We start from the raw sequence: 25312 nt of genomic DNA, 5'->3' as shown, positions 1-25312 counted from the left end.
GGGACAGATTTTAAAGCACCGTCCCTTTCTATAAGTCATTTCATTTTTCTTTAAAGTGGATTAGCTGCCATCAACTGACTTCCTCGCTCAACTGCCTGAGGAAGTTGTTCAAGCTCCTCCACCTGATACTTGTCTGAGTTCGTAATGATGACTGGTGTTTCCGTTACATAGCCCGCCTTCTTGATCATGTCTATATCAAAGGAAATGAGCTTGTCGCCAACCTTGACCTTATCTCCCTGAGACACATAACCTTCAAATCCTTTGCCCTCCAGATTAACAGTGTCCATTCCGATATGCATCAGGATTTCAACACCTTCATCTGACAAGATGCCGATGGCATGCTTGGTTGGGAAGAAGACTGTTACTCTACCATTGACTGGTGAAACCAACTCACCTTGGCTAGGAACAATGACAACTCCACGCCCCATCAAACCTTGTGCAAAGACAGGATCTGTTGCCTGACTCAATTCTTTGACTTCTCCTGCCAGCGGACTAGTAATCGTTACAGGAGCTGATGAATCAGCTGCTTGCACCTCTGGAGATGACTCGGCTTTGGATGGCCCGGCAAATTCAGCCTCTTCCTGAGCTGCAAACTCTGCCTGCAATTCTGGATCTTCCTCTGTCTTCGTCAAGAAGCCTGTCTTGTGGAAAAAGAAAGTCAGGAACATTGGTACAAGGATTGCTACAAGCATAACTAGAAGGAAAGGAAGCCAATAGTTTGCTTGAATAGAAAGGATGGCTGGTAAGCCACCGACACCAATACCAGTTGCTGTAACATTAAAGCTAAGGGACAAGACTCCGGCAATAGACGAACCAATCATCCCCGCAACAAATGGGTAAACGTACTTGACATTGACCCCAAAGAGAGCCGGCTCAGTAACTCCAAGGTAAGCAGAAATGGTCGCTGGAAGCGAAATTTGTGCCTCTCTTTCATCACGACGATGCATGAGATAGTAGGCAAATACAGCTGAACCTTGAGCAATATTAGACAGAGCAATCATGGGCCAAAGAGCTGTTCCACCATAATCATTGGCTAACTGTGTATCAATGGCATTGGTCATATGGTGAAGACCTGTAATCACAAACGGAGCATAAAGGGCACCAAATACTGCACCAAACAACCATTTGAATGATCCTGTCAAACCAAGAAATACAAACTTAGACATGCCTTGTCCAACCCACCAACCAAAAGGTCCTAAAACCGTGTGGGCCAAAATCAGAGCTGGAAGCAGAGAAAGCAAAGGAACAAAAATCATAGAAATCACTTCTGGAATCCGTTTACGCCAGAAAATTTCTAAGTAAGAGAGAGACAGACCAGACAAGAGAGCTGGAATGACCTGACCTTGGTAACCATATTTGTGAAACTTAAGTATTCCAAAATACCAAGTGAAGTCTTTAGCAATCACAGCTTTAGAGGTATTGGCTACCTCATAAGCATTCAACAAATGTGGAGAAACCAAACAAATCCCTAAGACAATCCCAAGAATCTGACTGGTTCCCATCTTACGGGAGATAGACCAAGTAATCCCCACTGGTAAGAAGTGGAATACTGCTTGTGCCGGCAGCCAAAGAAAGTCATTAACATTGCTCCAGAATTTGGACACATCAACAATTGTATTATAAACTGGCTGTCCATTTTTTACTTGTGCAACTCCGTCAACAATCTTTCTACCCAAAGCTTCAATATGCACGCCCTCAAGGACATTTCGGAAGCCAAGGATTAACCCTCCGACAATCAAGGCTGGAATCAAGGGTGTAAAAATTTCCGCCAGAGTGGCCATAACCCGCTGAAGGGGATTTTGCTTGCTCTTAGCAGCAGACTTGGCTGCTTCTTTTGACACTCCCTCAATACCTGATACAGCAGTGAAGTCATTGTAAAAGATTGGCACATCATTTCCAATGATGACTTGGAATTGCCCAGCATTTGTAAAAGTTCCCTTGACCACTGGGATTGTCTCAATGGCCTTGACATTGGCCTTTTTATCGTCGCCAAGTACAAAGCGCATCCGCGTTGCACAATGGCTAACTGCTGTGACATTCTCTTTGCCGCCGATTGCATCTAGCAGATCTTTAGCTTCCTTCTCAAATTTTCCCATTTGACTACTGACTGAATGAGAATCCAGCACTCTCCTTATATTTTTTACGAGTCGGTTTTTCAACACATCTCTACAAATTATTGTAATCGATTTCAAAGATGTATGCAAGTTGTTTGTTGAAAAAAGCCCTCGTTTTTGATAAAATTTTCTGGGTTGTATGTAAAAAAGAAAACAAGTGGAGTTTATGATGAAGAAATATAAACAATTATTCAAACAAATTGAGAAAGATATTTTAGAGGAACGTTATGCAGTCGGAGACTTCTTGCCCAGCGAACACCAGCTGACAGAAGACTACCAGGTCAGCCGCGACACTGTTCGCAAGGCTCTGGCGCTGCTGCAAGAAGAAGGATTGATTGAAAAAGTCCGCGGACAGGGTTCCAAAGTCATCAAGCATGAACAGTTTGACTTTCCTGTGTCTAAGCTGACCAGCTATCAAGAAGTAGTCAAGCAGAATAATATGCAGTCCAAAACCAATGTTGTCAGCTTGGAAAAGATTACCGTAGATCAGAAACTGTCTGATATCACTGGCTTCCCTCCCTACCGACTAGTTTGGCGAATCGTCCGTCAACGCGTTGTAGACCAAGTCGCCTCTGTCTTAGACATTGACTATTTAGACAAGGGTATCGTCCCCTACTTGACAAGGGAAATCGCTGAGCAATCCATTTACGCCTATTTAGAAAATGACTTAAAGCTCAATATCGCTTATGCCAAAAAGGAATTTACCATTGACCATGCCAATGACCGAGACAAGATTCTCATGGACCTAGGCAAGGACCAGCAGGTCGTCTCTGTCAAATCCCAGGTCTATCTGGCAGACGGCCGCCAGTTTCAATATACTGAGAGCCGGCACAAGCTAGACAAATTTCGCTTTGTGGATTTTGCTAAGCGCCAGAAAGAATAACCTTGAGTTCCCCATCCAGACCACAAAACCACCCCTGCCTTCCAGCTGGCAGAGGTGGTTTCTTTTATGAGTAGTCTAAGGCTGCTTTGTTTTGGAGCAACAAAGAGCCTCAAAATTCTTTTTACTTGTTTTAGGAGATTTATATGAAAAAATTAGTTAAGGGCTTCTGCTGCTTTTTAAACGTTACTGATTCTTATTACTTCCTTTCTTACTTTTGCGCCTGTGGGAATGTCAATACTTGCTTATCATATAGGGTAACTTTAGATGTCATTGGACTGTCCTCATTTCTATTTTGATGGTATTAGTATAATCCCAGAAACTTAAGACAGACTTATAAAAAACTTGAAGGAAACTTAAAAGGCTGAGTTTATTTCTCAGCCTTTTCTGCTTCTTCAACAATTTCTGAAATTTCAACTTTTACCTTCGTAACACGTCCATTTTTAACCTTGTCATTGGTCAAAATGAGTTGCTTATTCTGACTTTCGACTTCGTAGCTAATGCGTTCCTTCGGATCTGGAATAGTCCCCACACAAGTCAAGTAATAGCCAGCAATCGTATCCACATCATCGCTTTCGATTTCGACTTCAAAATATTCATTAAAGTCATTGAGGGTCATGGTTCCTAAGACAATGTAGGTATTCTCACCAATTTCATGAACTTCAATCTCAGCCTTGTCAGTCTCATCGTCAATCTCACCAACAATCTCCTCCAAAAGGTCTTCCAGTGTGACCAGACCAGCCATACCGCCATACTCATCCAAGAGAATCGCCATTTGATTTTGCGTATTGCGTAGCTCCTTGAGCAAATCATCGACAAACATGGTTTCCGGTACAAAGAGTGGCTCCTGCAAAATCTTGCGCAGAACGATATTGTCAAAACCATTGACGAATCCTTCATTAAGCAGTCGCTTGGTATGAATCAGACCGATGACATTGTCCTTATCCCCATCATAAACGGGAATCCGCGAGAAGCTCTGTTTGAGAATGCTCTCGATGATTTCCTTGGTATCGTCCTGAATGTCCACCATAAAGGCATCCGTCCGCGGCACCATCAGTTCACGCGCCATCAGCTCATCCAGAGAGAAAATCCCCTGCAGCATCTCAATCTCATCTGCATCCAAGGTCTCCTCACTCTTAGTCAGCATATACTCAATCTCATCCCGAGTCATCTTTTCGTCTGCATCATCAAACTTCATCGGGGTTATCCGACTCAGTAGATTAGTCGACGCTGACAGCAACCAAACGAAGGGGCTGACAATCTTGCCAAGAAAAATAATAACCGGAGCAGCCCGCACAGCTAGATTGTCTTTCAGGTTCATGGCAATCCGCTTAGGATAAAGCTCGCCCAAAACAATAGAAATATAGGTCAATAGAACCAAAGCCAAGAAAGTTCCGATAGCACGTGCAGTCTCGGAATTTCCCATCCAAGAAGAGAACAGTTTTCCCAGATTATCCGCAAAACTGGCCCCGGACAGGATATTGATAACAGTAATCCCAACCTGAATAGTTGATAAGAAGTTATTGGGGCTTTCTAAGACAGCTAAGAGCCGGATATACTTGAGGTCACCCTCTTCAGCCTTTTGCTCCACACGCGCCCGATTGAGCGATACCATTGCCATCTCAGCTGCTGAGAAAAAGGCATTTAACAAAGTCAATATAAACAGTAATAAGGCTTGCCATAACATATTCTGACTGCCAGGGTCTTCCATTGATTCTTTCTCCTCGAAATGTATAAGTAAATCTGATTATATCATATTTTTAAATTTAGTGCACAGGAAATGAAAATAAGACGGAAGGCCTTCTTTCCGTCTTATTTTCTGGTACCGAGACTCTGGAATCAATCGATTTCCAAACTCATCCTTATTTATTAATAATCCCAAACTCTTCGTTCTTCTTCTGCTGCTGGGCTTCCTTGTGATTATCATAGAGATTGGCTAGGAATTTGGCGATTTCTTTGAGGATAGAATAGGTCGGGATTGCCACAATCATCCCCAGCACACCATAGATATTGCTGGATAAGAGCAGGAGAACCATGATGGTAATAGGATGGACCTTCATCACACCACCAACGATACGGGGATAGAGGATATTGCCATCTACCTGCTGGATAATCAGCATGTAAATCAAGGCCGCCACCATCTTCTGAGGATCCGTAAAGGCATACGTAATGACCATGGGAATCAAGCCGATACTCGGTCCTACATAAGGAATCAGATTAGCCAGACTGGAGAAAATAGCAAAGACCAAAGCGTACTTGAGCCCAATGACACTATAGCCAATATAGGCCAGAGCACCGATAATCAGGGCATCGATTGAAATTCCGCTGATATAGCGGGCAACAGTAGCATTGAGATTGGTCAGTAAGCTGGAGATATTGAGCTTATCGCGCTTGAGGACTGTCCGCTCCAGCATGGGCAAAAGCTTATGGCCGTCCATGAGGAAGTAAACCAAGAAAATCGGCGTCATAATCAAAATCATCAGCGTGTTGACAACTGCTGACAGAACACTACCCAGACTGTTGGTCACACTGTTGAGAATATTCTGCAGAATATCCACATAAGATAGATTGAGCTGCTGGATGGTGGACTGGATATTCAGATTTCGAAAGAGCGGATTTTTAGATAATTGATTAACAAAACTTTGAATTTCCCAATAAAGTCCTTGCGTTGAATTAATCAAACTGCTCAGCTGATTAATCAAAATCGGCAAGAGGTAAATAACGCCCAAAGCAATTAAGCCAAACAAAAGGCTGAGCGTGATCAGAATCCCAATCATTCGGTTGATTTTGAGCTTGTCCTGGAGAAATTTCACCAGCGGATTCGTAATATAATAAAGAAATCCTCCCACAAGAAAGGGAATCAAGATGGTATTCACAACGCTAACAATCGGGGTTATCATATCCCCCATTTGGCGCCAGATAAAGAAGATAATCGTTAGCAAAAGGACCTCACTGGTCCAAAACATCAGCTTACTTTTATGAAACATTTGACTCCTCCTATCAGTTATTTTACCATAAATTTTGTTATAATAAAGGAGATTTAACGAAAGAAAGAGTAAAAATGGAAAAGATTATCAAACTGGAAAATGTGAGCTTGGCTAAACAAGGCCGAACCATCTTAAAAGATCTCAACTGGCAGGTGAAAAAGGGGGAGCATTGGGCTATTCTCGGTCTCAACGGTTCTGGAAAGTCTACTCTCCTGCGCTTGCTCATGGCTGAGCATTGGAAGACTAAGGGCAAGGTGACGGTTCTCGGTACAGAATTTGGCGCCGGCGACATTCCTCAACTGCGAACTAAGATTGGAGTAGTTGGCTCCTTCATTGCTGAACGCCTGCCCAGCCGTCTCACAGCTGAAGAAATCGTCCTGACAGGCAAGTATAAAAGCAGTATTCTCTACGCTCCTTACGGGCAAGAGGAACTGGACCAAGCTAGGGAAATGCTGGCTTCCATTGGCGGGCAAGAATTGATTGGCCGAAGCTACATCAGTCTGTCTCAAGGGGAAAAGCAGCTCCTGCTGATTGCACGCAGTCTCATGGAAAAGCCAGAACTACTTATCCTAGACGAAGCGACCAGCGGTCTGGATCTCTTTGCCCGCGAGCGCCTGCTGGATCAGATTGGTAAGATTACACAGATGGACCAAGCTCCAACCATCCTCTATGTCACCCACCATGTAGAGGAAATCACTGCTGCTATGGATCATGTCCTGCTCCTAAAAGAAGGAGAAATCATAGCCCAAGGTCCTAAAGAAGACATTCTTCAAAAAGAGGTCATGAATCAATTTTATCCCCAGCCAGTCGAGCTGATTGAGCTGGGAGAAGACCGCTATTTCGTCAAGGTGGAGGGCAGGTCCTCATGAAGCAATTTTCTAATACCATCTTCAACCTAGGCTACTTCCTGATTCTGACCATGACTGCGATTGCCTTACTTTTCCTGTCTGGACAGATTCTGCTGTCCCATACTTACATCCCTTTAAGGATTGCTGAAGGGGTCCAATTCGTCAGTAATCCTTGGTATTTCTACCCTATACTCTTACTTTTTCTCCTCAGCCTCTTTTTAATCCGGCCCCTGTTGGAAAAGGTTCAGACCAAGCATCTTTTTTGGTTTTTGTCCTTCCTCTTTATAGCAGCAGCGATTTTTCTGATAACGGCCTACGATGGCCGCATCCGAGCTGACGCCAAGCACGTTTTCAATGCAGCGCTGGCCTTCAACCGAGGAGATTACAGCTCGCTGACAACCGTCGGAAGCTACATGTATCGCAATCCCCATCAGCTAGGACTGATGACTCTGGAGCGACTTTATGCTTTTATTTCTCCGACGACTCAGTTTGTTTTTAGCATGAATGTCGTCTGGACTTTACTCAGTCATTTCTTAATTTACAAAATCACAGCTCTCCTCAATGCCAGAGAAATGATTCAGAAATACACGATTCTACTGACCTTTCTCTTTTTACCACAGCTCTTTTTCATCCTCTTTGTCTACGGTACCATTCCCGGGCTCTTCTTCTGTCTGCTCAGTCTCTATGCTTTTATCAAGCTGGATCAGAAAGGAAACCTGCTCTATGCCTTGCTGGGAGCGGCCAGTATCAGTCTGGCCTGCCTCCTGCGCAACAACTACATCATCTTTGCCATCATGCTGATTGGAGTCTGCTTCCTGTCCATCTTTTATAAATGGTCTTGGAAGAAACCCTTAGCTATCATCCTGATTTTAGCCGGTATCGTCCTTTCAAACAAGGGTCTGACGGCCTACTATGAGCAGCTGATTGGGGGCAAGATTGGTGTCGGTACCCCAAAAATCGCCTACATCACTATGGGCCTGCGGGATGATCCCAATCGGCAGACCTTGGGAGGCTGGTACGATGCCTACAATACCAAGATTCTCAAGCGCAACAAATACGATGAAAAATTGGCTACAGAAATGGCTACTCGGGATTTGAAGGACATTTTGATTCACTTCAGTAAGCATCCGGCTTATGCGCTCAAATTCTTCTACGAAAAGGTCAAGTCGACCTGGACTGAGCCAACTTTTCAGTCTATTTGGACTGGACCTCAGATTGAGCGCCAGCAATATATGAAACCAGCTGTCCTGCGCAGCATTTATGAGGAAAGAAAAGGTTATCAGATTGTTAATTTCCTGCTCTTGACCCTGCTAGCTAGTATCTATCTGCTCTCCTGTTTTTTTATCCTGCATAAATTTTTCGTCGCCGAGGAAAAGCTGACGCCTTTTGACCTCTATCCCTTCATCTCTCTCTTGGGGGGCGGCCTCTTCCACTTCTTCTGGGAAACCAAGAGCCAGTATGTCTATATCTATGTCCTCCTTCTCATCCCTTCCGCCGCTCAATCCATAGTCGACCTGAGCGATTGGTGGAAGAACAAAGGAAAAGGGAAATCAACAGACCAGCTTGAGAAAGACCTATAAAACTTGAACATTTGACAAGAATTCCTTATAATTTTATAGGAACATTAAGTGAAACAAAGTTGAATTTGTAATTAAAATTTTTTGTATTCTGCGAAGGGAGAATAGTGATTTATGTTTTCAATATTAGGTGCAGTATTATTTGGAATTATAGCAATTATGACAGTTCTTGTTGCTTGCGGTCTGCCTTTGGGCGAATATACAATGGGTGGACAACATAAAATCTTACCTAAGAAATTTAGACTTGCGGCAGTCATTTCGATAGCTATTCAAATTTTTGCCATGATCATTATTTTGCAAGCCGGAGGTTTTATTCCCCTGTGGCTGTCTTTCAAGGTTACTAAATATATTTGTTTCTTCTTTGCCGCTTACCTATCCTTGAATACGATTATGAACATGATTTCAAAAAGTAAGAAAGAAAAATATGTTATGACTCCGATTTCACTTATAGCCGGAATATGTTTTTGGATAACAGCATTTCAGATGTAGTATATGAAATGAAGATCATCTACAGTGCGCCAAATTGGAATTTGTAGAGGTGAGAAAAATGTAATGGCAACATATTCAACTTAAATCGAAATAATATAAAATTATGAGGAGATTATAAGATGAACAATTATATAAAATTAAATGAAGATAGATGGAATAATGTAAAAAATGACTATACTGAGCCATTGACACATGAAGAATTAGAAGAAGTTAGAAAACATCCAATTTCTGTTGCATTAACTGTCGGGAAAAAAGTTCCAAAAGAATGGTTTGAAAAAGCAAACGGAAAAAAGATATTAGGTTTAGCTTGTGGTGGTGGACAGCAGGGACCAGTTTTTGCTATAAAGGGTTATGATGTAACCATAATGGATTTTTCTAAATCACAATTACAAAGAGATGAGTTGGTTGCTAAAAGAGAAGGCTTAAAAATCAATACAGTTCAAGGCGATATGACAAAACCATTTCCATTTGAAAATGAAACTTTTGATATTATTTTTAATCCGGTTTCAAATGCATATATAGAAGATTTAGAAAACATGTATAAAGAAGCCTCTCGAGTATTGAAAAAGGGTGGACTGTTAATGGTCGGATTCATGAATCCATGGATATACATGTATGATGCTGACATTGTATGGGACAAACCTGATGAGGAATTATTTTTAAAGTTTTCAATACCTTTTAATTCAAAAGAGCTTGAAGAGGAAGGCAAGATATCCATAAATCCAGAATATGGATATGAATTTAGCCATACCTTAGAAACTCAGATTAGAGGACAACTTAAAAATGGTCTCGCTATGATAGATTTTTATGAATCATGTGATAAAAGAAATAGATTATCACGTTATGGAAATGACTATATAGCTACACTTTGCATTAAACTATAATGTTATAGAACATACTTCAGGAGAATAGCCCATTTTATTTTCCTTAAGGGTTAAAATCTAAAAATCCCAGTTTGTCTAATTGAATAAAAGAATTTTTAAAACAGTAAATCACAAAGGTTTACTGTTTTTTTGCTCATTTTGAGAAGTCTTAACCACCTGTGAAAACAGGTAACTTGTACACCGGCTATATGCAATTTCCCTCCAGCGACATCTAAAGAAGTTCGCTGAACATTGTTCGGGGCAATGCTATGTTCGTTTGACTAATGCCCGTAAAAACAGGCTTTTATCTTATTCTAAAACTGCCATCTGAGAACGGTTTGACACTTAACTTATCAAAGACAAGGTCATTTTTTCCCAATCACGTATATTAGAAACTATCTTTTCATTTAGGCCAACGATATTCACATAGTCCCCTCTCCCCCAAAACTTTCGATTGTCATAATATAACCCCTCTTGTTTTTCAATCTGAACAGGAGGGGTTGTTTTGAATGGAAATGAATAAGACTTAGTTTCGTGTTATTAGCATTTTCATCACTTCATTTTAATCGTAATCAGCATATCTCCACCAAGCTATTGTTGCGATAAGACCTAGGATACTTACCCCAAATAAACTGACAATGCTCCCAAAATTCAATAGTGCTTTTCCTGCAATACCACTTGCGAGTGCAGGAATCGCCCATGGAATATATTTTCCAAAGTTAAGAGCAGAACCAAGTTGAGAAAAAATAATTGTAAAAATAATAAATGCCAATGGAGACAAATATCCCCGGCCTAAACAAGCAAAAAAAGCCAATGGAGTAGAGAGTACAATCGTAAGAGTAGTACAAAAAACAAAAGTAAGTATACCTTTGAAAATCACCATTAAGCTCCCACCCTCAAGTCCAATCAGATTGCCAGCTAATAATCCTAATAAAAGAGCAAAAATTGATAGAATATAGCTCCATAGAGCGATAACGATAAACTTGGATAATACGATTGTATCTCTTCTTATCGGGAGTGCTAATAGGTCAATCATAGTTTTATCAGAATATTCTCTACCAAAAACCCAAGATGCTGTAAATCCAAAAATGAGCAATCCCCCAACAGAAATGACTTGTGATATGGTCATTAAGTATGACGACCAGTCTGTTATCCTCATCATTTCCATTTTTGCAGAAATCAAACCAAGATTTTTGAAATTCTCTGGATATTTCATCATAGTTGCAAACAAGCCAACAATAAAAGGAACTAAACAGATAGAACAAGCAGTTACGATGGAAAGTTTTGATTTTATTAACTTTCTCCATTCAATTAAAATACAGGAACTAAGCTTTTTCATTCGAAATACCTCCGTGATAGTCATTCAGTATTCTTAAGAAATAATGCTCTAAATCTTCTTTTTCAACAGCCAGCGATTTGGGTGGATAACCTGCATTGACTAGCAATGTAGCAACATCTTCCGGGCATTCCACAGATTTTGTATCAATTAGTTCTAAGAAATTGATATTATTTTCTGTGTCTGATTGAATGTTTACATGATAGCCCTGGTTAGATAATACTTCTTTCATAGCCTTATTATTAGAACCACTTACTAGTAACTTCTTTTCTAAGTACTGCTCTAATTCATTGCTTTCAACTTCTCTTATAAGTCTGCCCTCATGTATAATGACTATCCTAGTAGCAATTTTAGATATTTCCTCTAGATTATGACTTGAAATAAGAACAGTTGTACCTAGATGATTCGCCAATTCCTTTAACAGTTCTCTCACTTCAATAACTCCAAAAGGATCTAATCCATTTGTCGGCTCATCAAGAATTAGAATTTTAGGTTTATGAATAATCGCTTTTGCAATTCCTAAACGCGCAACATTTCCTAAAGAAAGATGCTTCTCCTGTTTATGTTCATATTGCTTTAGTTTTAATTTTTCAATTACCCAGTCAATATTATCTTTATTAACCCCTCTTAATTTACCAACGATTTCTAAATTTTCTCTCACCGTTAAATCCGGATAAGAATAAGGCGTCTCAATAATATAACCTATTTCGTTTCGAAGTTCTAAATTATTCAGATCTAACTTTTTTCCTTGAATATAGCATTCTCCTGATGTAGATTTTATCAATCCTAGCATCATTCTCATCGTCGTTGTTTTCCCTGCACCATTCAGTCCTAAAAACCCTACTATTTCACCAGGTTTTATTGATAGATTCAAGTTGTTGACAACATTTTTTGTTCCATATCTTTTAGAAAGGTTTGCGGTTCTAATTGCTTCTTTCACCATTACCTATCCTCCTTAGTAATTTGTTCCACAACTCCTTGTATGACTAACTTCAATGTAGTATCAAATTGTTCTTCACCGATTTCCTCGATGTGTAATATAGTCATAGCAATCGTTCTAAATAAAGCAGAGACGATTTCTACCGATACATTTTCTCTAATGTTGATTCGAGATACAATTTCTTTTACCATCCTATCATCTATCAGATGATGATTTGTTATCGCCTCTTTTGGCAATTTTCTTACGAGTAATTCCATTTCATGATTTTTAAATATGGTATACATAAATGAATAGCGAAAATCTTGATAAAAATCATAAAGTAACTGTACCAGACGATTTGTATCTATCTTGGTTTCCATACCTAATTGTTCTGTCAGACGATTCATAACATCTATTTGATATTCTTCTAAGACCTTAAAAAATAACATTTCTTTTGAGGAATAAAAATTATAAAAAGAACCTTTGGAAATATCTACCATTGCTGCCATTTGGTCAACTGTGGTTTTCTTAACCCCATATCTTTGAAGGCATTCCTTTGCAACTTTATGTAATTTCTTTCTAATAACTTCTTTTTCTTCGCTAGTAAAAGCAGTAGCCATAACTTCCTCCTAAAAACTCTGTGACGTTTTTTGATTTTACAGTCATAGCTTATCATATAAACTAAAAAATGTCAAAAGTCTTATATCTTCTTTGTAAGAAAATATAAGACTTTAAATTTACACACATCATAATTCTCTTCTTTTAGACCTATTTATTTGAGTTTCGCAATTTAAAAAATAAGGATACAGCACTGAAAGCTCCTATTGTCTGGCTTTTCTCTCTGTATCCTTATTGTATATCAAGTTTCTTCCCTCAATTTCTCAATCATGACTAAGAAAGGCGGGTTGTTAATCTGATTGATAGTCTTATAGAGGGCAACGGTAAAGTCCTGCTGGGGCAGTTGACTAACGAAGTCTAGCACCGCATCTTTTTCAACTTCGCCACCTTCATGCCCATAGTAAATCATGATCGCTGCACGGCCGCCTTTTTCTAAGCCTCGGCAGACCTTTTCCAAAGCTTCCAGCGTCGTATCAGGTCGAGTAATGACAGACTTGTCCGCCGAAGGCAGGTAGCCAAGATTAAAAATAGCTGCCTTGAAATGGTCCGTGTATTGGTCCATAGTCTCATGCCCAGACAAGATTAGCTGAACATTGTCCAAGTCAGCTTCTGCCAAGCGCTGGCGCGTCTTTTCCACAGCCTGCTCCTGAATGTCAAAAGCATAGACTTGCTTGGCCAATTGAGCCAGAAAGAGGGTGTCATGCCCGTTGCCCATAGTAGCATCCACCACGATATCTTCCTTGGTCACGACTTCTGCCAAAAAGGCATGGGCCATCTGCAATGGTCTTAACATACGAATCTCTGCTCCTTTGCTTTACAGCCTTGCTTGCTGCCACGACGACGCATTTCCGCCTCGATGGCATTGAGAACTTCCCATTTATTGAGGCTCCACATGGGGCCAATCAACATATCTCGCGGGGCATCGCCTGTGATACGGTGGATGACGATATGCTCGGGGATAATCTCCAGTTGGTCGCAGACGATGGAGACATACTCCTCCTGACTGAGCAGCTGCAGTCGCCCCTCATGATAATCCCGCTGCATGCGGGTATTAGTCATCAAGTGAAGCAAGTGAAGTTTAATTCCCTGAATGTCATTGTCCGTCACACAGCGACGGACATTCTCCAGCATCATCTCATGGGTTTCGCCCGGCAGGCCATTGATCAAGTGAGAGACAATCTCCGCCTTGGGAGCCAGCTTACGAACTCGCTGGACCGTCTCCACATAGAGCTCATAAGAATGGGCACGATTGATGAGGTCCGAAGTCTCCTCATAGGTAGTCTGAAGCCCCAGTTCCACGGTCACATGCATACGCTCGGACAGGTCAGCCAAGTAGGCGATGGTCTCATCAGGCAAACAGTCCGGCCGAGTCCCGATATTAAGTCCAACGACACCTGGCTCGTTAATGGCTTGCTCATAACGCTCACGAATCACTTCAAGCTTCTCATGTGTATTGGTGAAGTTCTGGAAATAGACCAGATACTTACGAACATCTGGCCACTTGCGGTGCATAAAATCAATTTCCTTATAGAACTGCTCGCGGATGGGCGCATCTGGTGCCACAATGGCATCACCAGAACCCGAAACGGTACAAAAAGTACAGCCTCCATGCGCTACCGTACCATCCCGATTGGGACAGTCAAAGCCCGCATCAATGGGCACCTTAAAAGTCTTCTCTCCAAAAAGTTTTCGATAATAATCATTCAAAGAATTGTAAGATTTCATACCTTTCATTCTACCACAAAAAAGAGTTTAGAAACAAAAATTCCCTCTTTCACAAAGAAAGAAGGAAATCACCGATTCCACAAATAGACTTTCAAATCCACACAGCCATTGGCCTTCAAGTCTACTCCCTCTGCCCAAAGCAAGTGTTTCTGGTCTTCCCAGCCTGGTGCGAGGCGTCCTGCCGCATTGACTACCCGATGGCAAGGATGCTTGCCGCCATAAAGTTCCGACTGACTGAGAATCTTTCCCACCAAGCGAGCGTTTTTAGGCCGCCCAATCAAACGGGCAATCTGGCCATAGGTCGCCACGCGCCCAGAGGGAATGCTATCTACTAATGCCAAAACAGCATCTATGAGTTCTTGATTCAAAACGGAAATGACCCTCCTTTTTACAAAGTGGATCAGAAAGGCCAGAACACTATCCTTCGTTTTATAATATATATATATATATATTATAAAACCTCTTTCATTGATGATGTACTCATATCATTTCCGAGCAACTTTCATTCCACTTATAGTTATAAAGCTTTCTTACCCTCCAGTTCATGGCAAGATCGTTCCTAAGATAGAAGCAATCGAAACTTACTTCTACAACTTTATTGATTAGCTAACCCTCTAAAAACTTCCAATAATGAAAGTTTAAGAGGTTATAAGTTTTTATAAATTCCATTCTACCACAAAATCCGGCAGTGACTCGAAAAATCCCTTCTTCCATAAAGAAAAAGGGATATAATTATACTCAAATAATATATATAAAACAAAATATAATCAATCTACAGATTTTAATGCTTCTAACATGTTTATGTTTTTTAAACAAAAATTTACTACAGAACCTAGAATAGATAAAATCAAATTATTTCTTTATAAACATACATCGTCTCTCTTATCTATTTTAAAATTTATATTATTATTAGCGACAATCTCGCTGTCTCCTGATTTATATCGTTTAAAAGAATTACACATCTCTATATAGGTCATTTTATGCCTCCATAATTTTCCTTAATTTAGTCATCATAAATTTTAGCCAAAACATTATAATCACAAGTATCAAAAAATCTGAAATAAAATAAGAGGACCATAGGCCAGTTATTCCAAACAAAATTGGTAAAAATAATGCTAAAGGTATTTGAAAAATAATCTGTCTCAAAATAACTAAAAAAGTAGATATCCGCGAGAAAGAAATATATTGAAAATAGTTAGTTCCGATATTGATGATTCCTTGTACAGGTAACGAAATCATAACAAGTCTTAAGGCTGTACTAGAAAACTTTATAAATTTTGGATCGCTTGAATTAAACAGTGTAGCTATTTGCGCTGCAAAAATTTGAATTATAAGGAACAAGCACAGAGAAAAAATTGTGCTGATTATTAGTGAAAGGCTAAGTGATTGCTTTATTCTACTATAATTTTTTGCACCATAATTAAAACTAATTACAGGCTGAACTCCATTAGTAATAGCATTCATCAAAGAAATAATATAGCGATAGATTGAAGAGGTTATAGATAAAGCAGCAATACCATAAGTACCTGCATAATCAAAAGCAACCCTATTATATAATATCAGTAATATCACAGATATGACCGTTGTAAGAAAGAATGGCAACCCCATTGCAATAATTTTATTGATAAGCTTTTTATCAATAAATAATAAGCTCTTCAAATCTATTTTTAAATCGTTAGATTTTCCAGTGTACTCTCTGAATATCAAGATAAGTGCAGCAAGATTAGCCAGAACTGTAGATAAAGCTGATCCAAAAAAACCAGTATGAAATACAAGAATTAGAACTGCACCAGTCCCTGCATTCACAAGAAATGAAATAGCATTGATATGTAAAACTTCTTTAATCTTACCTTGAGCCCGCAAACAGTACAAAAGAGTGTGTGAGACAAAATATATAGGCGCTCCAATAAGAAATGTAAGGCAAAATTCCTTAACATAATGATACAGTTCTTGTGGTGCCCCAAAAATAATCAATAAGCCTTCTAAGGAAAACCACAAAAGTATCGACTGTAGAATTGATAAAATTAAAGAAACTTGGATAGAGGAATCTAAAATTAATCGGGCATTTTTGTAATCCTTTTTGCCAAGTGAGATTGTCAACAAGGATGCTGTTCCTTCACTCGCTAGAGCTGAAAAAGCATAGACCAAGGCATATATCATAAATGTATATGTATTAGCAGAATTCCCCTCAAGCCCTAAGGTCTGTCCAATGAATATGCCATCAACTAAATTATAAGATCCACTTACTATTGCTGTAACTAATGAGGGAATAATTAGTTGAACTAACAGTTTTTTTACAGATATATTTTCTAATTTATTCATGACTATGTCTCATTTGTTCAAAGCTCTTTCTACTCGTAAAGATTCTTCCAGTCATATACCCTTTTAGACAACATTTCCCATTTTGATAAAGAGCATAGACACAACATAAATTACATAATAACATTTTCATTACACTACTTCCAGTACCAAAAATTTACAAAATGTAGCCAAAATATCTCGCTTTTACAGAATAATCAAAAGCAATTTAGAAAATTTTTTACAAACTGTAATTTTTTTGTTAGTATTGAATCTAATTAATTATACTTAGACTAAAATAATTTTTTACTAATAACATTAGAAGTACTAGGCTACATATTGACTGACAAGGAGAATAACGGCAATGACCAAAGATACGCGAGAAAATATTATCACTGCTTTCTTTCGACTTTCTGAAAAATATCCTGATAAATCTAACTTTTCTTTTTCTGAGATTGCAGAAGAAGCAGGCATAGCAAGACAAACAATCTATAAAAATCATTTCAACTCTCCTAACGAAATAATTGAAGCTATTCATCACGACATTGACGAACGAATAATGTCAAAAATGCTAGATTTTGTACCAGGTTCAAATGGATCCGATAATGCTCTTTTTATTGACTTCCTTGCTTCTGAAATAATACCATTAATTTTTGAGAATAGAATCTGGCTAAAATATCTTTATTCAACTGCAGCTGATCCTAATTGGGAACTTTTTTTAAAGAACCAATATAAGACTTGGATTAGCCAAAACATTCAACTGTCTAGTAAAATGGGTTTATCTAAAGAGTTTACTGAAGAATTACTTGTTAATTATACTCTATCAATTATAAAGTCATGGATTACACAAGCAATTCCAGAATCTCCTGAAGTCTTTTCTAAAAAATTCAAATCACTTTGCAAGCTATCTATTCAAGATATTATTCAAAATGCTTAAAACTAAAAAACACCAAATGAACTACTTACCATGTTCATTTGGTGTTTTTCAATAATTCAATTATAACTCATTTTTTAACGGCCAGTGTATGATAACTGTAATCCAAAACTAAGTTTGAATTCTAAAACTCAAGAATTATGCCATAAATAATTTTTCGACTCTGTAACTCTGTTCCTATTGATTATTCTTATCAAAGTAAACGCTATTTCTGCTTTCCCTTGAAACGCCACTGGAAACGCAGCTTGTCATAAAAAGGAAATTCAATATTGAGGATGGCAAAGCCCATCAAGGCTCCTCCGATTACATCTGTCGGGTAGTGCACTCCCAGATAGACTCTGGAAGCCATAATCATGAAGATAAAGAGAAAGAGCAAACCTTGTACCAATCGCTTGATTTTTTGGTTTTGAATTCGTTGCTGGGCAATGATAATCAAGGTCCCAACAACAACGGCTGTCGCCATGGCATGCCCGCTCGGAAAAGAGTAACCACCCTCTTTGACCAAATGCGAAAGACTGGGCCGGCTTCTTTGGTAAAGGAGTTTAATCAGCTTAATCAAAATCCCATGTAAGACCAGATTTCCCGCTAGCAAGGCAGCTTCCAGCTTCCATTTTTTATAAAGGAAAAACAGGACAAGAGCCGAAACCCAGATGATAATCCCCATCGGATCAATCACACTGGTCACTAGTTTGAAAAAAGTCGTCAAAGCTGCAGGCAAGTCTCCCCGCAACCAGGTCTGAATCGGGGTGTCAAAGCTGGTCAGCTGCTCAGGATAAAATTTGACCATGTAGCCTAGCATAAAGAAAAGTAAAAGGGCAAAAGAGCCCTTTGTTAGATAAGATTGTTTATTTTTCATAGCGTTTTAGAACGGGCTGTATGAGTTTGTAAATTAGCCAAAAGACAGCAGCCCAGATTACTCCTTCTAATAGGTTAAAAGGGACAATCATAGTCAGCAGATACTTGGAAAGACCAAATGCCTTATTAATATCAAAACCAGCAAACCTCGCATAGAGAGGCACAGCATAAATGACATTTAGAATGATCATAGTAATCGTTAGACCAAGTGTTGCTGCTAAGGAAGCCTTCACATAGCTAGATAAGCTCTTTCTTTTTTTCCACAAGAGGGAAAAAGCACAAACAAAGACAGCTACCGCTAGTATATTCATGGGTAGACCGATTAGAGTGCCTACGCCATTATTATTCAAAGCTAGCTTTAAGACAGAGCGAATCAAGAGCACTGCTAGAGAGCTTTTTAGATCCAAGACTACCAAAGCCAGTAAAATCGGAATAATTGAAAAATCCAACTTTAGAAACTCAGTTATCAAGGGAATCTCATAAAGCATGAGTAGAAATGAAAGTGCAGATAAAACTGCTACAATCGCCAACTTACGAGTATTTGTCATCACAGGTTCCTCCAATTTATAAAAATTAGAGAAGCCGGAAAGGCCACTGAAAAAAGCTTGTCAGCTAATGATTATTTAGTATAAGGCTCAGCCCTTAAATAAAGATTAAACGGCAAGTATGCTTCACTGCCTCTCGTCTTCTCCCATCCAGACTATACTGTCGGTTGTGGAATCTCACCACATCAGCTTGCGCTCGCGGACTTAATTGGCATTGAGAAAAAATTTCCAATCCAAAAATTACCGCCGGTCGGGAATCTCACCCTGCCCTGAAGACATCATTATCATAACAAAAAAAGCCTGCCAGAGCAAGCAATTTGATTGATGTAATCAAAAATGTTTCAACATTAGTGTTCTATCAATCAGGAAAATTAACTGCTTAGATACATTCATTCCGCTACTTCAGCTTGTCCGCTTCATACTCGTGTACCAAATCTAAGCCAGCAAAATTCTGCTGGCGCAGGGCTTCATAAACAATCATACAGACTGTGTTTGAAACATTGAGGCTGCGAACATGCTGATCATTCATGGGAATACGCAGTGCCTTCTCTGGATGACGACGCATAAATTCCTCTGGCAATCCCTTGTCCTCACGACCAAACATAAAATAGTGCGAACCTTCTGCTGCAAAATTTTCCTCAGAATAGACCTTCTCTGCAAACTTAGAAATCAGATAAAGACGGCCATCCATCTGCTCCATAAAATCGTCTAAACTCTCATAATAGGTGATGTCCAGCTTATCCCAATAGTCCAGCCCAGCCCGCTTCATCTTGCGATCATCAATGGGAAAACCCATGGGCTTGATGATGTGAAGCGGTGAATTAGTCGCGGCGCAAGTACGGGCAATATTGCCGGTATTCTGCGGAATCTGAGGCTCAAAAAGAACAATATGATTTTTCATAATAAGAATATTTTTCCTAGTATTTTTCTTTAGATAAAAAAATAGCCACACTGCCCGGAGTCAAGCTCAGCAAACAGCGTGGTTAAGGCTTCATTAACTTACATCACAACAGGTTTGAGGTAAACCAATGAAGGTACTCATTTAGTATAACACTTTCAGCCTACAAGTCAATAAAAAATGCTCAAAAAGTTGTACTTTTTTTTAAATATCACAGGAAGATACCATTTTGGTAAAAAAATATTCGGAATTCTATAAATAAGCAAGCTATTCTGTATTTTATAGATGAAATTTAATTGAAAAAAGAGTATGATAGATACATACTTTGGAGGAATCTAAACTTATGAAAATTATTGTTGTCGGTGGCGGGAAGGTCGGGACGGCCCTCTGTCGCTCCTTAGTGGCTGAAAATCATGATGTTATCCTGATTGAGCAGGATGAGGCTGTTCTCAACCAGATTACCAAGCGCTATGACATTATCGGTATTGCTGGCAATGGAGCCAACTTCAAAATCTTAGAACAAGCGGATGTTAGTCACTGTGACATCTTCATCTCTATGACTGAGCATGATGAAGTCAACATGGTCTCAGCTGTTCTGGCCAAACGAATGGGCGCTAAGGAAACCGTCGTTCGGGTGCGTAATCCTGAATATTCCAACCCTTACTTTAAGGAGAAGAACATTCTAGGCTTCTCGCTGGTGGTCAATCCTGAGCTCCTAACTGCTCGCTATATTGCCAATATCATTGATTTCCCTAATGCCCTGTCAGTAGAGCACTTTGCCAATGGCCGGGTGGCACTGATGGAGTTCAAACTCAAGGAAGACAGCAATCTCTGCCAGATGAGTATTTCCCAGTTCCGCAAGAAATTTGGAAATATCATTGTTTGTGCCATTGAGAGAAAAGGGCACTTGGAAATTCCTGATGGAGACTTCACTTTGGATGCCGGCGACAAAATCTATGTCACAGGTAACCGCCTGGACATCGTTCAATTCCATAATATGGTACGACCTAGAGTGGTTAAGAGCCTGATGATTATCGGGGCAGGCAAGATTGCTTATTACCTGCTCAATATTCTCAAGAATAGTAAAATCGAGCTCAAAGTCATTGAATCTAACCATGAACGGGCAACCTTTTTCAGTCAGGAATTTCCTGATCTCTATGTTGTCCATGGAGATGGTACTGCCAAGGATATCCTACTGGAGGAACGCGCCAATAACTTTGATGCCATCGCTACCCTGACTGGTGTAGACGAAGAAAATATCATTACTTCTATGTTCCTTAATAATCTGGGTGTGCAGAAAAACATCACCAAGGTCAACCGGACTAGTTTGTTGGAAATCATTGATAACCAAGACTTTGCCAGCATCGTGACACCTAAAGGTATCGCCGTTGATACAGTTATGCACTTTATCCGCGGTCGCTACAATGCTCAGTTCTCTAACCTAGAAGCTCTGCACCATGTAGCCAACGGCCAAATCGAGACCCTGCAGTTCCAAATCAAGGAAGAAAACAAGATGACTGGTATTCCTCTGTCTCAGCTTCATCTGAAGAAAGATGTTCTGATTGCGGCCATTATCCGCCAAGGTAAAGCTATCTTTCCTACAGGCGATGACAATCTGCAAGTTGGAGATAAAATTGTCGTGACCACTCTGCTCCAAAATATCACGCAGATTTACGATCTGTTAGCGAGGTAGGCCCCATGAATAGATCTATGATTCGCTACCTGCTGGCAAAATTACTACTGATTGAGGCGGCTCTGCTGATTGTACCCATTATCGTCGCTCTAATCTACGGTGAGCCTTTAAAAGTCTTTCTCTCTATCGGGGCGACCATGGCTATCCTGCTAGTTTTAGGTGGCATAGGCTCTTATTTCAAGCCCAAGGACCTGCATATCTACGCCAAGGAAGGTGTACTGATTGTAGCCCTTTGCTGGATTCTCTGGTCCTTCTTCGGAGCCCTGCCCTTTGTCTTCTCTGGTCAGATACCGGACATCATTGATGCCTTCTTTGAGGTCAGCTCCGGCTTTACAACCACGGGAGCAACTATTCTCAACGATGTCGGCGTTCTCTCTCATTCGCTGCTCTTCTGGCGCAGTTTTACTCACTTAATCGGAGGGATGGGAGTGCTGGTCTTTGCCCTAGCTATTATGGACAATGCTAAAAATGGTCACTTGGAGGTCATGAAAGCAGAAGTTCCGGGCCCAGTCTTTGGCAAGGTTGTGTCCAAGCTCAAGAGTACGGCCCAAATCCTCTATATCATCTATCTGGCTCTCTTTGCTATCTTTGCTCTGCTTTATTTCCTAGCGGGCATGCCCCTCTTTGACAGTCTGGTCATTGCCATGGGAACAGCTGGTACGGGCGGATTCACCGTATACAATGACGGTATCGCCCACTATAACAGCTCGCTGATTACTTATCTGGTCAGCTTTGGAGTTTTAGCTTTCGGGGTCAACTTCAACCTCTATTATTATCTGCTGATTCGTAAGTTTAAGGCCTGCTTTGGTGATGAAGAGCTTAGGGGCTATCTCTGGATTGTCTTTCTTTCCACAGCCTTGATTGCCTTTAATGTCTTCCACCTCTATCAAGGCTTTGCCAAGAGCGTGGAGATTTCCTTCTTCCAGGTAGCCAATGTCATCACAACAACTGGATTTGGCTATGGCGATACGGTCAAGTGGCCTCTCTTTTCTCAGGTCATCCTGCTCCTGCTCATGTGTATCGGGGGTTCGGCTGGATCAACCGCTGGGGGATTCAAGGTTATTCGGGGGATTATCATTTCCCGCATTGCCAAAAATCAAATCCTCTCTACCCTATCACCTAATCGGGTCCTAACCATGCATGTCAATGGTGCAGTCTTAGACAAGGATACCCAGCACAAGGTTCTCAAATATTTAGCAACCTATGTTTTGATCGTGCTGGCACTCATTTTCATCGTCAGCCTGGATAACAACAATCTCATGACAGTTGTCAGTGGTGTCCTATCCTGCTTTAACAATATCGGTCCTATGATTGGGACGACAGATAATTTTTCTATCTTTAGTCCTTTTTCTAAACTTCTGCTAGCCTTTGCTATGATTGGCGGTCGCTTGGAAATCTACCCGATTCTCCTGCTCTTCCTGCCTAAGACTTGGTCTAGAAGATAGGAAATATTCGGAAAATATAGATATATAAAAGTCACACTAGATACTTATCTAGTGTGACTTTTTTCTTGAATTATTTCTTCTCAAACTGAAATGGTCTGGTACAGGATCCTCTCCCGGCTGAGACCAGGGATGACAGCGGAGAATGCGCGCCAAGCCCATTAGGACACCTTTAGCTCCATGCTTCTGGATAGCTTCTATCATATAGTTAGAGCAGGTGGGCCGAAAGCGGCAAGATGGAGGGAAAGCAGGCGATATGAAGCGTTGATACAAGCGGACAGGAGCAATAAGCAGTTTCTTTATCATTTCTTGGTCTTGGTTACAGCCAGTGTATGCAGCTGGCTGACTTCTTTCTTGCTGAGTTTTCGATACTCACCAGGCTTAAGACCAGTTAAGTCCAAATGACCAAAGCGAGTCCGTGAAAGCTTATCCACTTGCAATCCGACCGCCTGGAACATCTTTTTGACCTGATGGTTACGGCCTTCGTGGATGGTCAGCTGAATGACCGAGCGATTTTTTGCCGGGTCAACCTTGATAATCTCATAAACCGCTGGCTTGGTTTTGCGCCCCTCTATCTCAATACCACGAGTTAGAGGACGAAGAACTTCTTTATTGGCCAATCCTTTAACACGAGCCACATAGACCTTATCAATCTCATTGCGGGGATGAATCATCTCGTCGGTAAAGTCCCCGTCATTGGTCAGAATGAGGATGCCAGAAGTATCCCAGTCCAAACGACCGACCGGATAAATCCGCTCCTTGACCTGAGGCAAGAGCTCCACGACCGTCTTACGACCCTTGTCATCACTAACAGAGGAAATGACTCCGCGCGGCTTATTGAGGAGGTAATAAACCTTCTCCTCATTGTAGATAGGTTGGCCTTCTACTTCCACACGGTCGCCAGACTTGACGTTTGTCGCCAGCTCACGTACCACTTGGCCGTTTATACTGACCTTCCCCTGCCTGATTAGCTCTTCTGCCTTACGGCGGCTGGCTATCCCAGCATGAGCGATGTATTTATTGATTCTCATCGATATCTGTCCTTTCAATAAAGAGCTGGCTTTCTTCAGCAACTAGCTCTGTTTCTTCGACAATCGGCAGCTCATCTAGGTGATTGATCCCCATATAGTCTAAGAAATAATCCGTTGTCACATAGAGATTTGGCCGGCCAATGACTTCCTTTTTGCCATCCTCTCGAACCAGTTCAAAAGCCAAGAGCTTAGCCAAAGCACCGCTGGAATTAACCCCGCGAATGTCATCTATTTCTATCCTTGTAATCGGCTGCTTATAGGCAATGATAGACAAGGTCTCCAGCGCTGCTCGCGACAAACTTTGATTGATTGGAGCCCGTGAATAGGCCCGCAGAATCTCAGCAAACTCTGGTTTAGTGACCAGCTTGTATGTCTTTGAGGTTTCCAGTAGGGTCAGACTGGAGTCTGGATTGGCTTCATATTGCTCAGCCAACTTCTCCAAACTCTGAATAACCCCGGTCGGCGGCAAAGAAAGGATTTCTGCCAATTGATGAACCTTGAGTCCATCTTCTCCCGCCACAAAAAGCAGGGCTTCAATCTCTGCTAACTTACTCATTTCCTCTTCCTACTAAATAAATATTTCCAAAATTTTCTTCCTGAATGACTTGCACTTCCTGCACCTTGACCAATTCCAATGTCGCCAGAAAGAGAGTAATAACTTCATTCATGTCCTTGGTCTCTGCGAAAATCTCCTGCAGAGCCAGACGGTTCTTACCAGCACAGCGCTGACGCACCACATCCATCATGTCCTCAATCTTGTACTCGTCTCGCACAATGGTTGTGTGGCTCTTAGAAAACTCCTCTTGCTTCTTGGCGATAACTTTGGAAAAAGCCAAAAAAAGATCAATCGTTGACTTGTCATGTAGGAGCTCAGCGTCTTCATAAACCAGCTCCAGCTTGGGCTTAGAATAATAAAGAGCCCGGTCCTCGTGCTGGAGCGACATTTTCTCACCCAAGAGCTTGAACCTGCGGTATTCCTCGATCTGGCTCAAGAGGTCTTGCTCCAAATCATCTTCCAGCTCAGCATTATCCGCCACCTTAGGCAGGAGCTTGCGGCTCTTAATCAGCATGAGCTGGCTGGCCATGACCATGTACTCACCCGTCACTTCTAGTTTCATGGCCTGCAAGGTGGCCACATAAGCCAAATACTGCTCGATGACCTCCGTAATGGGCACATCATAAATATCCACCTGGTACTTAGATACGAGGTGGAGCAGCAGGTCAAGCGGGCCTTCAAAATCTTTTAGTTTGATATCCATT

At 40.8% G+C, this 25312-nt stretch carries 25 protein-coding genes and 1 riboswitch; of the genes, 8 read left to right on the top strand and 17 right to left on the bottom strand.

The features are described 5' to 3' along the window. Nucleotides 1–50: 50 nt before the first annotated feature. On the bottom strand, nt 51–2096 hold the full coding sequence (gene treP, locus HMPREF9378_RS10440; RefSeq protein WP_002913256.1) for a PTS system trehalose-specific EIIBC component: 2046 nt from the start codon (nt 2094–2096) through the stop codon (nt 51–53). A 187-nt stretch (nt 2097–2283) separates the two neighbouring features. On the opposite strand from treP, the gene treR reads away from it, so the two are divergent. Beyond that, entirely contained in the window at nt 2284–2997 is a 714-nt protein-coding gene (gene treR / locus HMPREF9378_RS10445; protein WP_032911121.1) for a trehalose operon repressor, read from the top strand. A gap of 367 nt (nt 2998–3364) precedes the next feature. Here treR and HMPREF9378_RS10450 read toward each other — a convergent pair whose 3' ends face one another. Together HMPREF9378_RS10450 and HMPREF9378_RS10455 are read right to left on the bottom strand one after the other, a co-directional pair. Continuing rightward, nucleotides 3365–4705, bottom strand: coding sequence for a hemolysin family protein (locus tag HMPREF9378_RS10450; protein WP_002913253.1), 1341 nt, complete (start codon nt 4703–4705; stop codon nt 3365–3367). Nucleotides 4706–4856: 151 nt separating this feature from the next. Beyond that, nucleotides 4857–5981 carry an AI-2E family transporter gene (locus HMPREF9378_RS10455; RefSeq protein WP_002894636.1) on the bottom strand — a complete coding sequence of 375 codons (1125 nt, stop codon included), beginning with the start codon at nt 5979–5981 and terminating at the stop codon, nt 4857–4859. 74 nt (nt 5982–6055) lie between these two features. On the opposite strand from HMPREF9378_RS10455, the gene HMPREF9378_RS10460 reads away from it, so the two are divergent. From HMPREF9378_RS10460 to HMPREF9378_RS10475, 4 genes are all read left to right on the top strand, one after another. Beyond that, complete coding sequence (locus HMPREF9378_RS10460) at nt 6056–6850, top strand: ABC transporter ATP-binding protein (protein WP_002913252.1); 795 nt, start codon at nt 6056–6058, stop codon at nt 6848–6850. Then, complete coding sequence (locus HMPREF9378_RS10465; RefSeq protein ID WP_002913251.1) at nt 6847–8409, top strand: hypothetical protein; 1563 nt, start codon at nt 6847–6849, stop codon at nt 8407–8409. The genes HMPREF9378_RS10460 and HMPREF9378_RS10465 overlap by 4 nt, the downstream gene beginning before the upstream one ends. Before the next feature lie 111 nt (nt 8410–8520). Beyond that, entirely contained in the window at nt 8521–8895 is a 375-nt protein-coding gene (locus tag HMPREF9378_RS10470) for a hypothetical protein (RefSeq protein WP_002905901.1), read from the top strand. A 119-nt stretch (nt 8896–9014) separates the two neighbouring features. Next, nucleotides 9015–9779, top strand: coding sequence for a class I SAM-dependent methyltransferase (locus HMPREF9378_RS10475; RefSeq protein ID WP_002913250.1), 765 nt, complete (start codon nt 9015–9017; stop codon nt 9777–9779). Nucleotides 9780–10320: 541 nt separating this feature from the next. On the opposite strand, the gene HMPREF9378_RS10480 is transcribed toward HMPREF9378_RS10475, so the two are convergent. The 7 genes from HMPREF9378_RS10480 to HMPREF9378_RS10510 form a co-directional block, all read right to left on the bottom strand. After that, a complete protein-coding gene (locus HMPREF9378_RS10480; RefSeq protein ID WP_002913249.1) occupies nt 10321–11097 on the bottom strand; it encodes an ABC transporter permease in 777 nt (258 codons plus the stop codon). Continuing rightward, nucleotides 11084–12037: an ABC transporter ATP-binding protein gene (locus HMPREF9378_RS10485; protein WP_002913248.1), complete on the bottom strand. Its 954-nt coding sequence runs from the start codon at nt 12035–12037 to the stop codon at nt 11084–11086. Before HMPREF9378_RS10485 ends, HMPREF9378_RS10480 begins: the two co-directional genes overlap by 14 nt. Next, complete coding sequence (locus HMPREF9378_RS10490) at nt 12037–12633, bottom strand: TetR/AcrR family transcriptional regulator (protein WP_002913247.1); 597 nt, start codon at nt 12631–12633, stop codon at nt 12037–12039. Before HMPREF9378_RS10490 ends, HMPREF9378_RS10485 begins: the two co-directional genes overlap by 1 nt. 239 nt (nt 12634–12872) lie before the next feature. After that, the gene (mnmM, locus tag HMPREF9378_RS10495) at nt 12873–13424 is read right to left on the bottom strand and encodes a tRNA 5-(aminomethyl)-2-thiouridylate-methyltransferase MnmM (RefSeq protein ID WP_002913246.1); all 552 of its coding nucleotides are present in this window, start codon (nt 13422–13424) and stop codon (nt 12873–12875) included. Next, a complete protein-coding gene (mnmL, locus tag HMPREF9378_RS10500; protein ID WP_002913245.1) occupies nt 13418–14365 on the bottom strand; it encodes a tRNA modification radical SAM protein MnmL/YtqA in 948 nt (315 codons plus the stop codon). Before mnmL ends, mnmM begins: the two co-directional genes overlap by 7 nt. Nucleotides 14366–14424: 59 nt before the next feature. Then, nucleotides 14425–14724, bottom strand: coding sequence for an MGMT family protein (locus HMPREF9378_RS10505; RefSeq protein WP_002913244.1), 300 nt, complete (start codon nt 14722–14724; stop codon nt 14425–14427). 610 nt (nt 14725–15334) lie between these two features. After that, entirely contained in the window at nt 15335–16678 is a 1344-nt protein-coding gene (locus tag HMPREF9378_RS10510) for an MATE family efflux transporter (protein ID WP_002913243.1), read from the bottom strand. 340 nt (nt 16679–17018) lie between these two features. On the opposite strand from HMPREF9378_RS10510, the gene HMPREF9378_RS10515 reads away from it, so the two are divergent. After that, entirely contained in the window at nt 17019–17591 is a 573-nt protein-coding gene (locus tag HMPREF9378_RS10515) for a TetR/AcrR family transcriptional regulator (protein WP_002913242.1), read from the top strand. Nucleotides 17592–17793: 202 nt separating this feature from the next. Here HMPREF9378_RS10515 and HMPREF9378_RS10520 read toward each other — a convergent pair whose 3' ends face one another. The 3 genes from HMPREF9378_RS10520 to HMPREF9378_RS10530 all read right to left on the bottom strand — a co-directional run bounded on the left by HMPREF9378_RS10520 (nt 17794) and on the right by HMPREF9378_RS10530 (nt 19889). Next, nucleotides 17794–18444: a phosphatase PAP2 family protein gene (locus HMPREF9378_RS10520; RefSeq protein ID WP_002913241.1), complete on the bottom strand. Its 651-nt coding sequence runs from the start codon at nt 18442–18444 to the stop codon at nt 17794–17796. Beyond that, the gene (locus tag HMPREF9378_RS10525) at nt 18434–18991 is read right to left on the bottom strand and encodes an ECF transporter S component (RefSeq protein WP_002899751.1); all 558 of its coding nucleotides are present in this window, start codon (nt 18989–18991) and stop codon (nt 18434–18436) included. Before HMPREF9378_RS10525 ends, HMPREF9378_RS10520 begins: the two co-directional genes overlap by 11 nt. A gap of 131 nt (nt 18992–19122) precedes the next feature. Next, nucleotides 19123–19269: riboswitch (FMN riboswitch) on the bottom strand. Between the two features lie 116 nt (nt 19270–19385). Beyond that, nucleotides 19386–19889 carry a tRNA (cytidine(34)-2'-O)-methyltransferase gene (locus HMPREF9378_RS10530; RefSeq protein ID WP_009659168.1) on the bottom strand — a complete coding sequence of 168 codons (504 nt, stop codon included), beginning with the start codon at nt 19887–19889 and terminating at the stop codon, nt 19386–19388. Between the two features lie 340 nt (nt 19890–20229). Here HMPREF9378_RS10530 and trkA point away from each other — a divergent pair, with 340 nt between their 5' ends. Next, a complete protein-coding gene (gene trkA / locus HMPREF9378_RS10535; RefSeq protein ID WP_002899748.1) occupies nt 20230–21579 on the top strand; it encodes a Trk system potassium transporter TrkA in 1350 nt (449 codons plus the stop codon). 5 nt (nt 21580–21584) lie between these two features. Further along, nucleotides 21585–23024, top strand: a complete 1440-nt coding sequence (locus tag HMPREF9378_RS10540) for a TrkH family potassium uptake protein (protein ID WP_002899746.1) — start codon at nt 21585–21587, stop codon at nt 23022–23024. Nucleotides 23025–23072: 48 nt separating this feature from the next. Here HMPREF9378_RS10540 and yidD read toward each other — a convergent pair whose 3' ends face one another. From yidD to HMPREF9378_RS10555, 4 genes are read right to left on the bottom strand one after another with little or no spacing between them, the layout of a single operon-like run. Next, nucleotides 23073–23327 carry a membrane protein insertion efficiency factor YidD gene (yidD, locus tag HMPREF9378_RS11020; RefSeq protein WP_080555356.1) on the bottom strand — a complete coding sequence of 85 codons (255 nt, stop codon included), beginning with the start codon at nt 23325–23327 and terminating at the stop codon, nt 23073–23075. Next, a complete protein-coding gene (locus HMPREF9378_RS10545) occupies nt 23324–24052 on the bottom strand; it encodes a pseudouridine synthase (RefSeq protein ID WP_002899743.1) in 729 nt (242 codons plus the stop codon). Before HMPREF9378_RS10545 ends, yidD begins: the two co-directional genes overlap by 4 nt. Further along, on the bottom strand, nt 24039–24608 hold the full coding sequence (gene scpB, locus HMPREF9378_RS10550) for an SMC-Scp complex subunit ScpB (RefSeq protein ID WP_002899741.1): 570 nt from the start codon (nt 24606–24608) through the stop codon (nt 24039–24041). The genes HMPREF9378_RS10545 and scpB overlap by 14 nt, the downstream gene beginning before the upstream one ends. Continuing rightward, on the bottom strand, nt 24601–25311 hold the full coding sequence (locus tag HMPREF9378_RS10555) for a segregation/condensation protein A (protein WP_002899740.1): 711 nt from the start codon (nt 25309–25311) through the stop codon (nt 24601–24603). The genes scpB and HMPREF9378_RS10555 overlap by 8 nt, the downstream gene beginning before the upstream one ends. Nucleotide 25312 lies beyond the last annotated feature (1 nt).

It is taken from the genome of Streptococcus sanguinis SK1 = NCTC 7863, assembly GCF_000194945.1.
GTDB lineage: Bacteria > Bacillota > Bacilli > Lactobacillales > Streptococcaceae > Streptococcus > Streptococcus sanguinis.
The sequence above is the reverse complement of the archived record's forward strand: the minus strand, read 5'-3'. Positions and strand labels throughout refer to the sequence as shown.

What these genes read in the sequence shown, in the direction of transcription:
- HMPREF9378_RS10555 (WP_002899740.1), bottom strand. Translation starts at nt 25,311, where the DNA reads ATGGATATCAAACTAAAAGATTTTGAAGGCCCGCTTGACCTGCTGCTC.
- mnmL (WP_002913245.1), bottom strand. Translation starts at nt 14,365, where the DNA reads ATGAAAGGTATGAAATCTTACAATTCTTTGAATGATTATTATCGAAAA.
- HMPREF9378_RS10515 (WP_002913242.1), top strand. Translation starts at nt 17,019, where the DNA reads ATGACCAAAGATACGCGAGAAAATATTATCACTGCTTTCTTTCGACTT.
- HMPREF9378_RS10530 (WP_009659168.1), bottom strand. Translation starts at nt 19,889, where the DNA reads ATGAAAAATCATATTGTTCTTTTTGAGCCTCAGATTCCGCAGAATACC.
- trkA (WP_002899748.1), top strand. Translation starts at nt 20,230, where the DNA reads ATGAAAATTATTGTTGTCGGTGGCGGGAAGGTCGGGACGGCCCTCTGT.
- HMPREF9378_RS10520 (WP_002913241.1), bottom strand. Translation starts at nt 18,444, where the DNA reads ATGAAAAATAAACAATCTTATCTAACAAAGGGCTCTTTTGCCCTTTTA.
- HMPREF9378_RS10450 (WP_002913253.1), bottom strand. Translation starts at nt 4,705, where the DNA reads ATGGAAGACCCTGGCAGTCAGAATATGTTATGGCAAGCCTTATTACTG.
- treP (WP_002913256.1), bottom strand. Translation starts at nt 2,096, where the DNA reads ATGGGAAAATTTGAGAAGGAAGCTAAAGATCTGCTAGATGCAATCGGC.
- HMPREF9378_RS10485 (WP_002913248.1), bottom strand. Translation starts at nt 12,037, where the DNA reads ATGGTGAAAGAAGCAATTAGAACCGCAAACCTTTCTAAAAGATATGGA.
- HMPREF9378_RS10525 (WP_002899751.1), bottom strand. Translation starts at nt 18,991, where the DNA reads ATGACAAATACTCGTAAGTTGGCGATTGTAGCAGTTTTATCTGCACTT.
- HMPREF9378_RS10510 (WP_002913243.1), bottom strand. Translation starts at nt 16,678, where the DNA reads ATGAATAAATTAGAAAATATATCTGTAAAAAAACTGTTAGTTCAACTA.
- HMPREF9378_RS10470 (WP_002905901.1), top strand. Translation starts at nt 8,521, where the DNA reads ATGTTTTCAATATTAGGTGCAGTATTATTTGGAATTATAGCAATTATG.
- HMPREF9378_RS10475 (WP_002913250.1), top strand. Translation starts at nt 9,015, where the DNA reads ATGAACAATTATATAAAATTAAATGAAGATAGATGGAATAATGTAAAA.
- scpB (WP_002899741.1), bottom strand. Translation starts at nt 24,608, where the DNA reads ATGAGTAAGTTAGCAGAGATTGAAGCCCTGCTTTTTGTGGCGGGAGAA.
- HMPREF9378_RS10465 (WP_002913251.1), top strand. Translation starts at nt 6,847, where the DNA reads ATGAAGCAATTTTCTAATACCATCTTCAACCTAGGCTACTTCCTGATT.
- HMPREF9378_RS10460 (WP_002913252.1), top strand. Translation starts at nt 6,056, where the DNA reads ATGGAAAAGATTATCAAACTGGAAAATGTGAGCTTGGCTAAACAAGGC.
- yidD (WP_080555356.1), bottom strand. Translation starts at nt 23,327, where the DNA reads ATGATAAAGAAACTGCTTATTGCTCCTGTCCGCTTGTATCAACGCTTC.
- mnmM (WP_002913246.1), bottom strand. Translation starts at nt 13,424, where the DNA reads ATGTTAAGACCATTGCAGATGGCCCATGCCTTTTTGGCAGAAGTCGTG.
- HMPREF9378_RS10455 (WP_002894636.1), bottom strand. Translation starts at nt 5,981, where the DNA reads ATGTTTCATAAAAGTAAGCTGATGTTTTGGACCAGTGAGGTCCTTTTG.
- treR (WP_032911121.1), top strand. Translation starts at nt 2,284, where the DNA reads ATGAAGAAATATAAACAATTATTCAAACAAATTGAGAAAGATATTTTA.
- HMPREF9378_RS10545 (WP_002899743.1), bottom strand. Translation starts at nt 24,052, where the DNA reads ATGAGAATCAATAAATACATCGCTCATGCTGGGATAGCCAGCCGCCGT.
- HMPREF9378_RS10540 (WP_002899746.1), top strand. Translation starts at nt 21,585, where the DNA reads ATGAATAGATCTATGATTCGCTACCTGCTGGCAAAATTACTACTGATT.
- HMPREF9378_RS10480 (WP_002913249.1), bottom strand. Translation starts at nt 11,097, where the DNA reads ATGAAAAAGCTTAGTTCCTGTATTTTAATTGAATGGAGAAAGTTAATA.
- HMPREF9378_RS10490 (WP_002913247.1), bottom strand. Translation starts at nt 12,633, where the DNA reads ATGGCTACTGCTTTTACTAGCGAAGAAAAAGAAGTTATTAGAAAGAAA.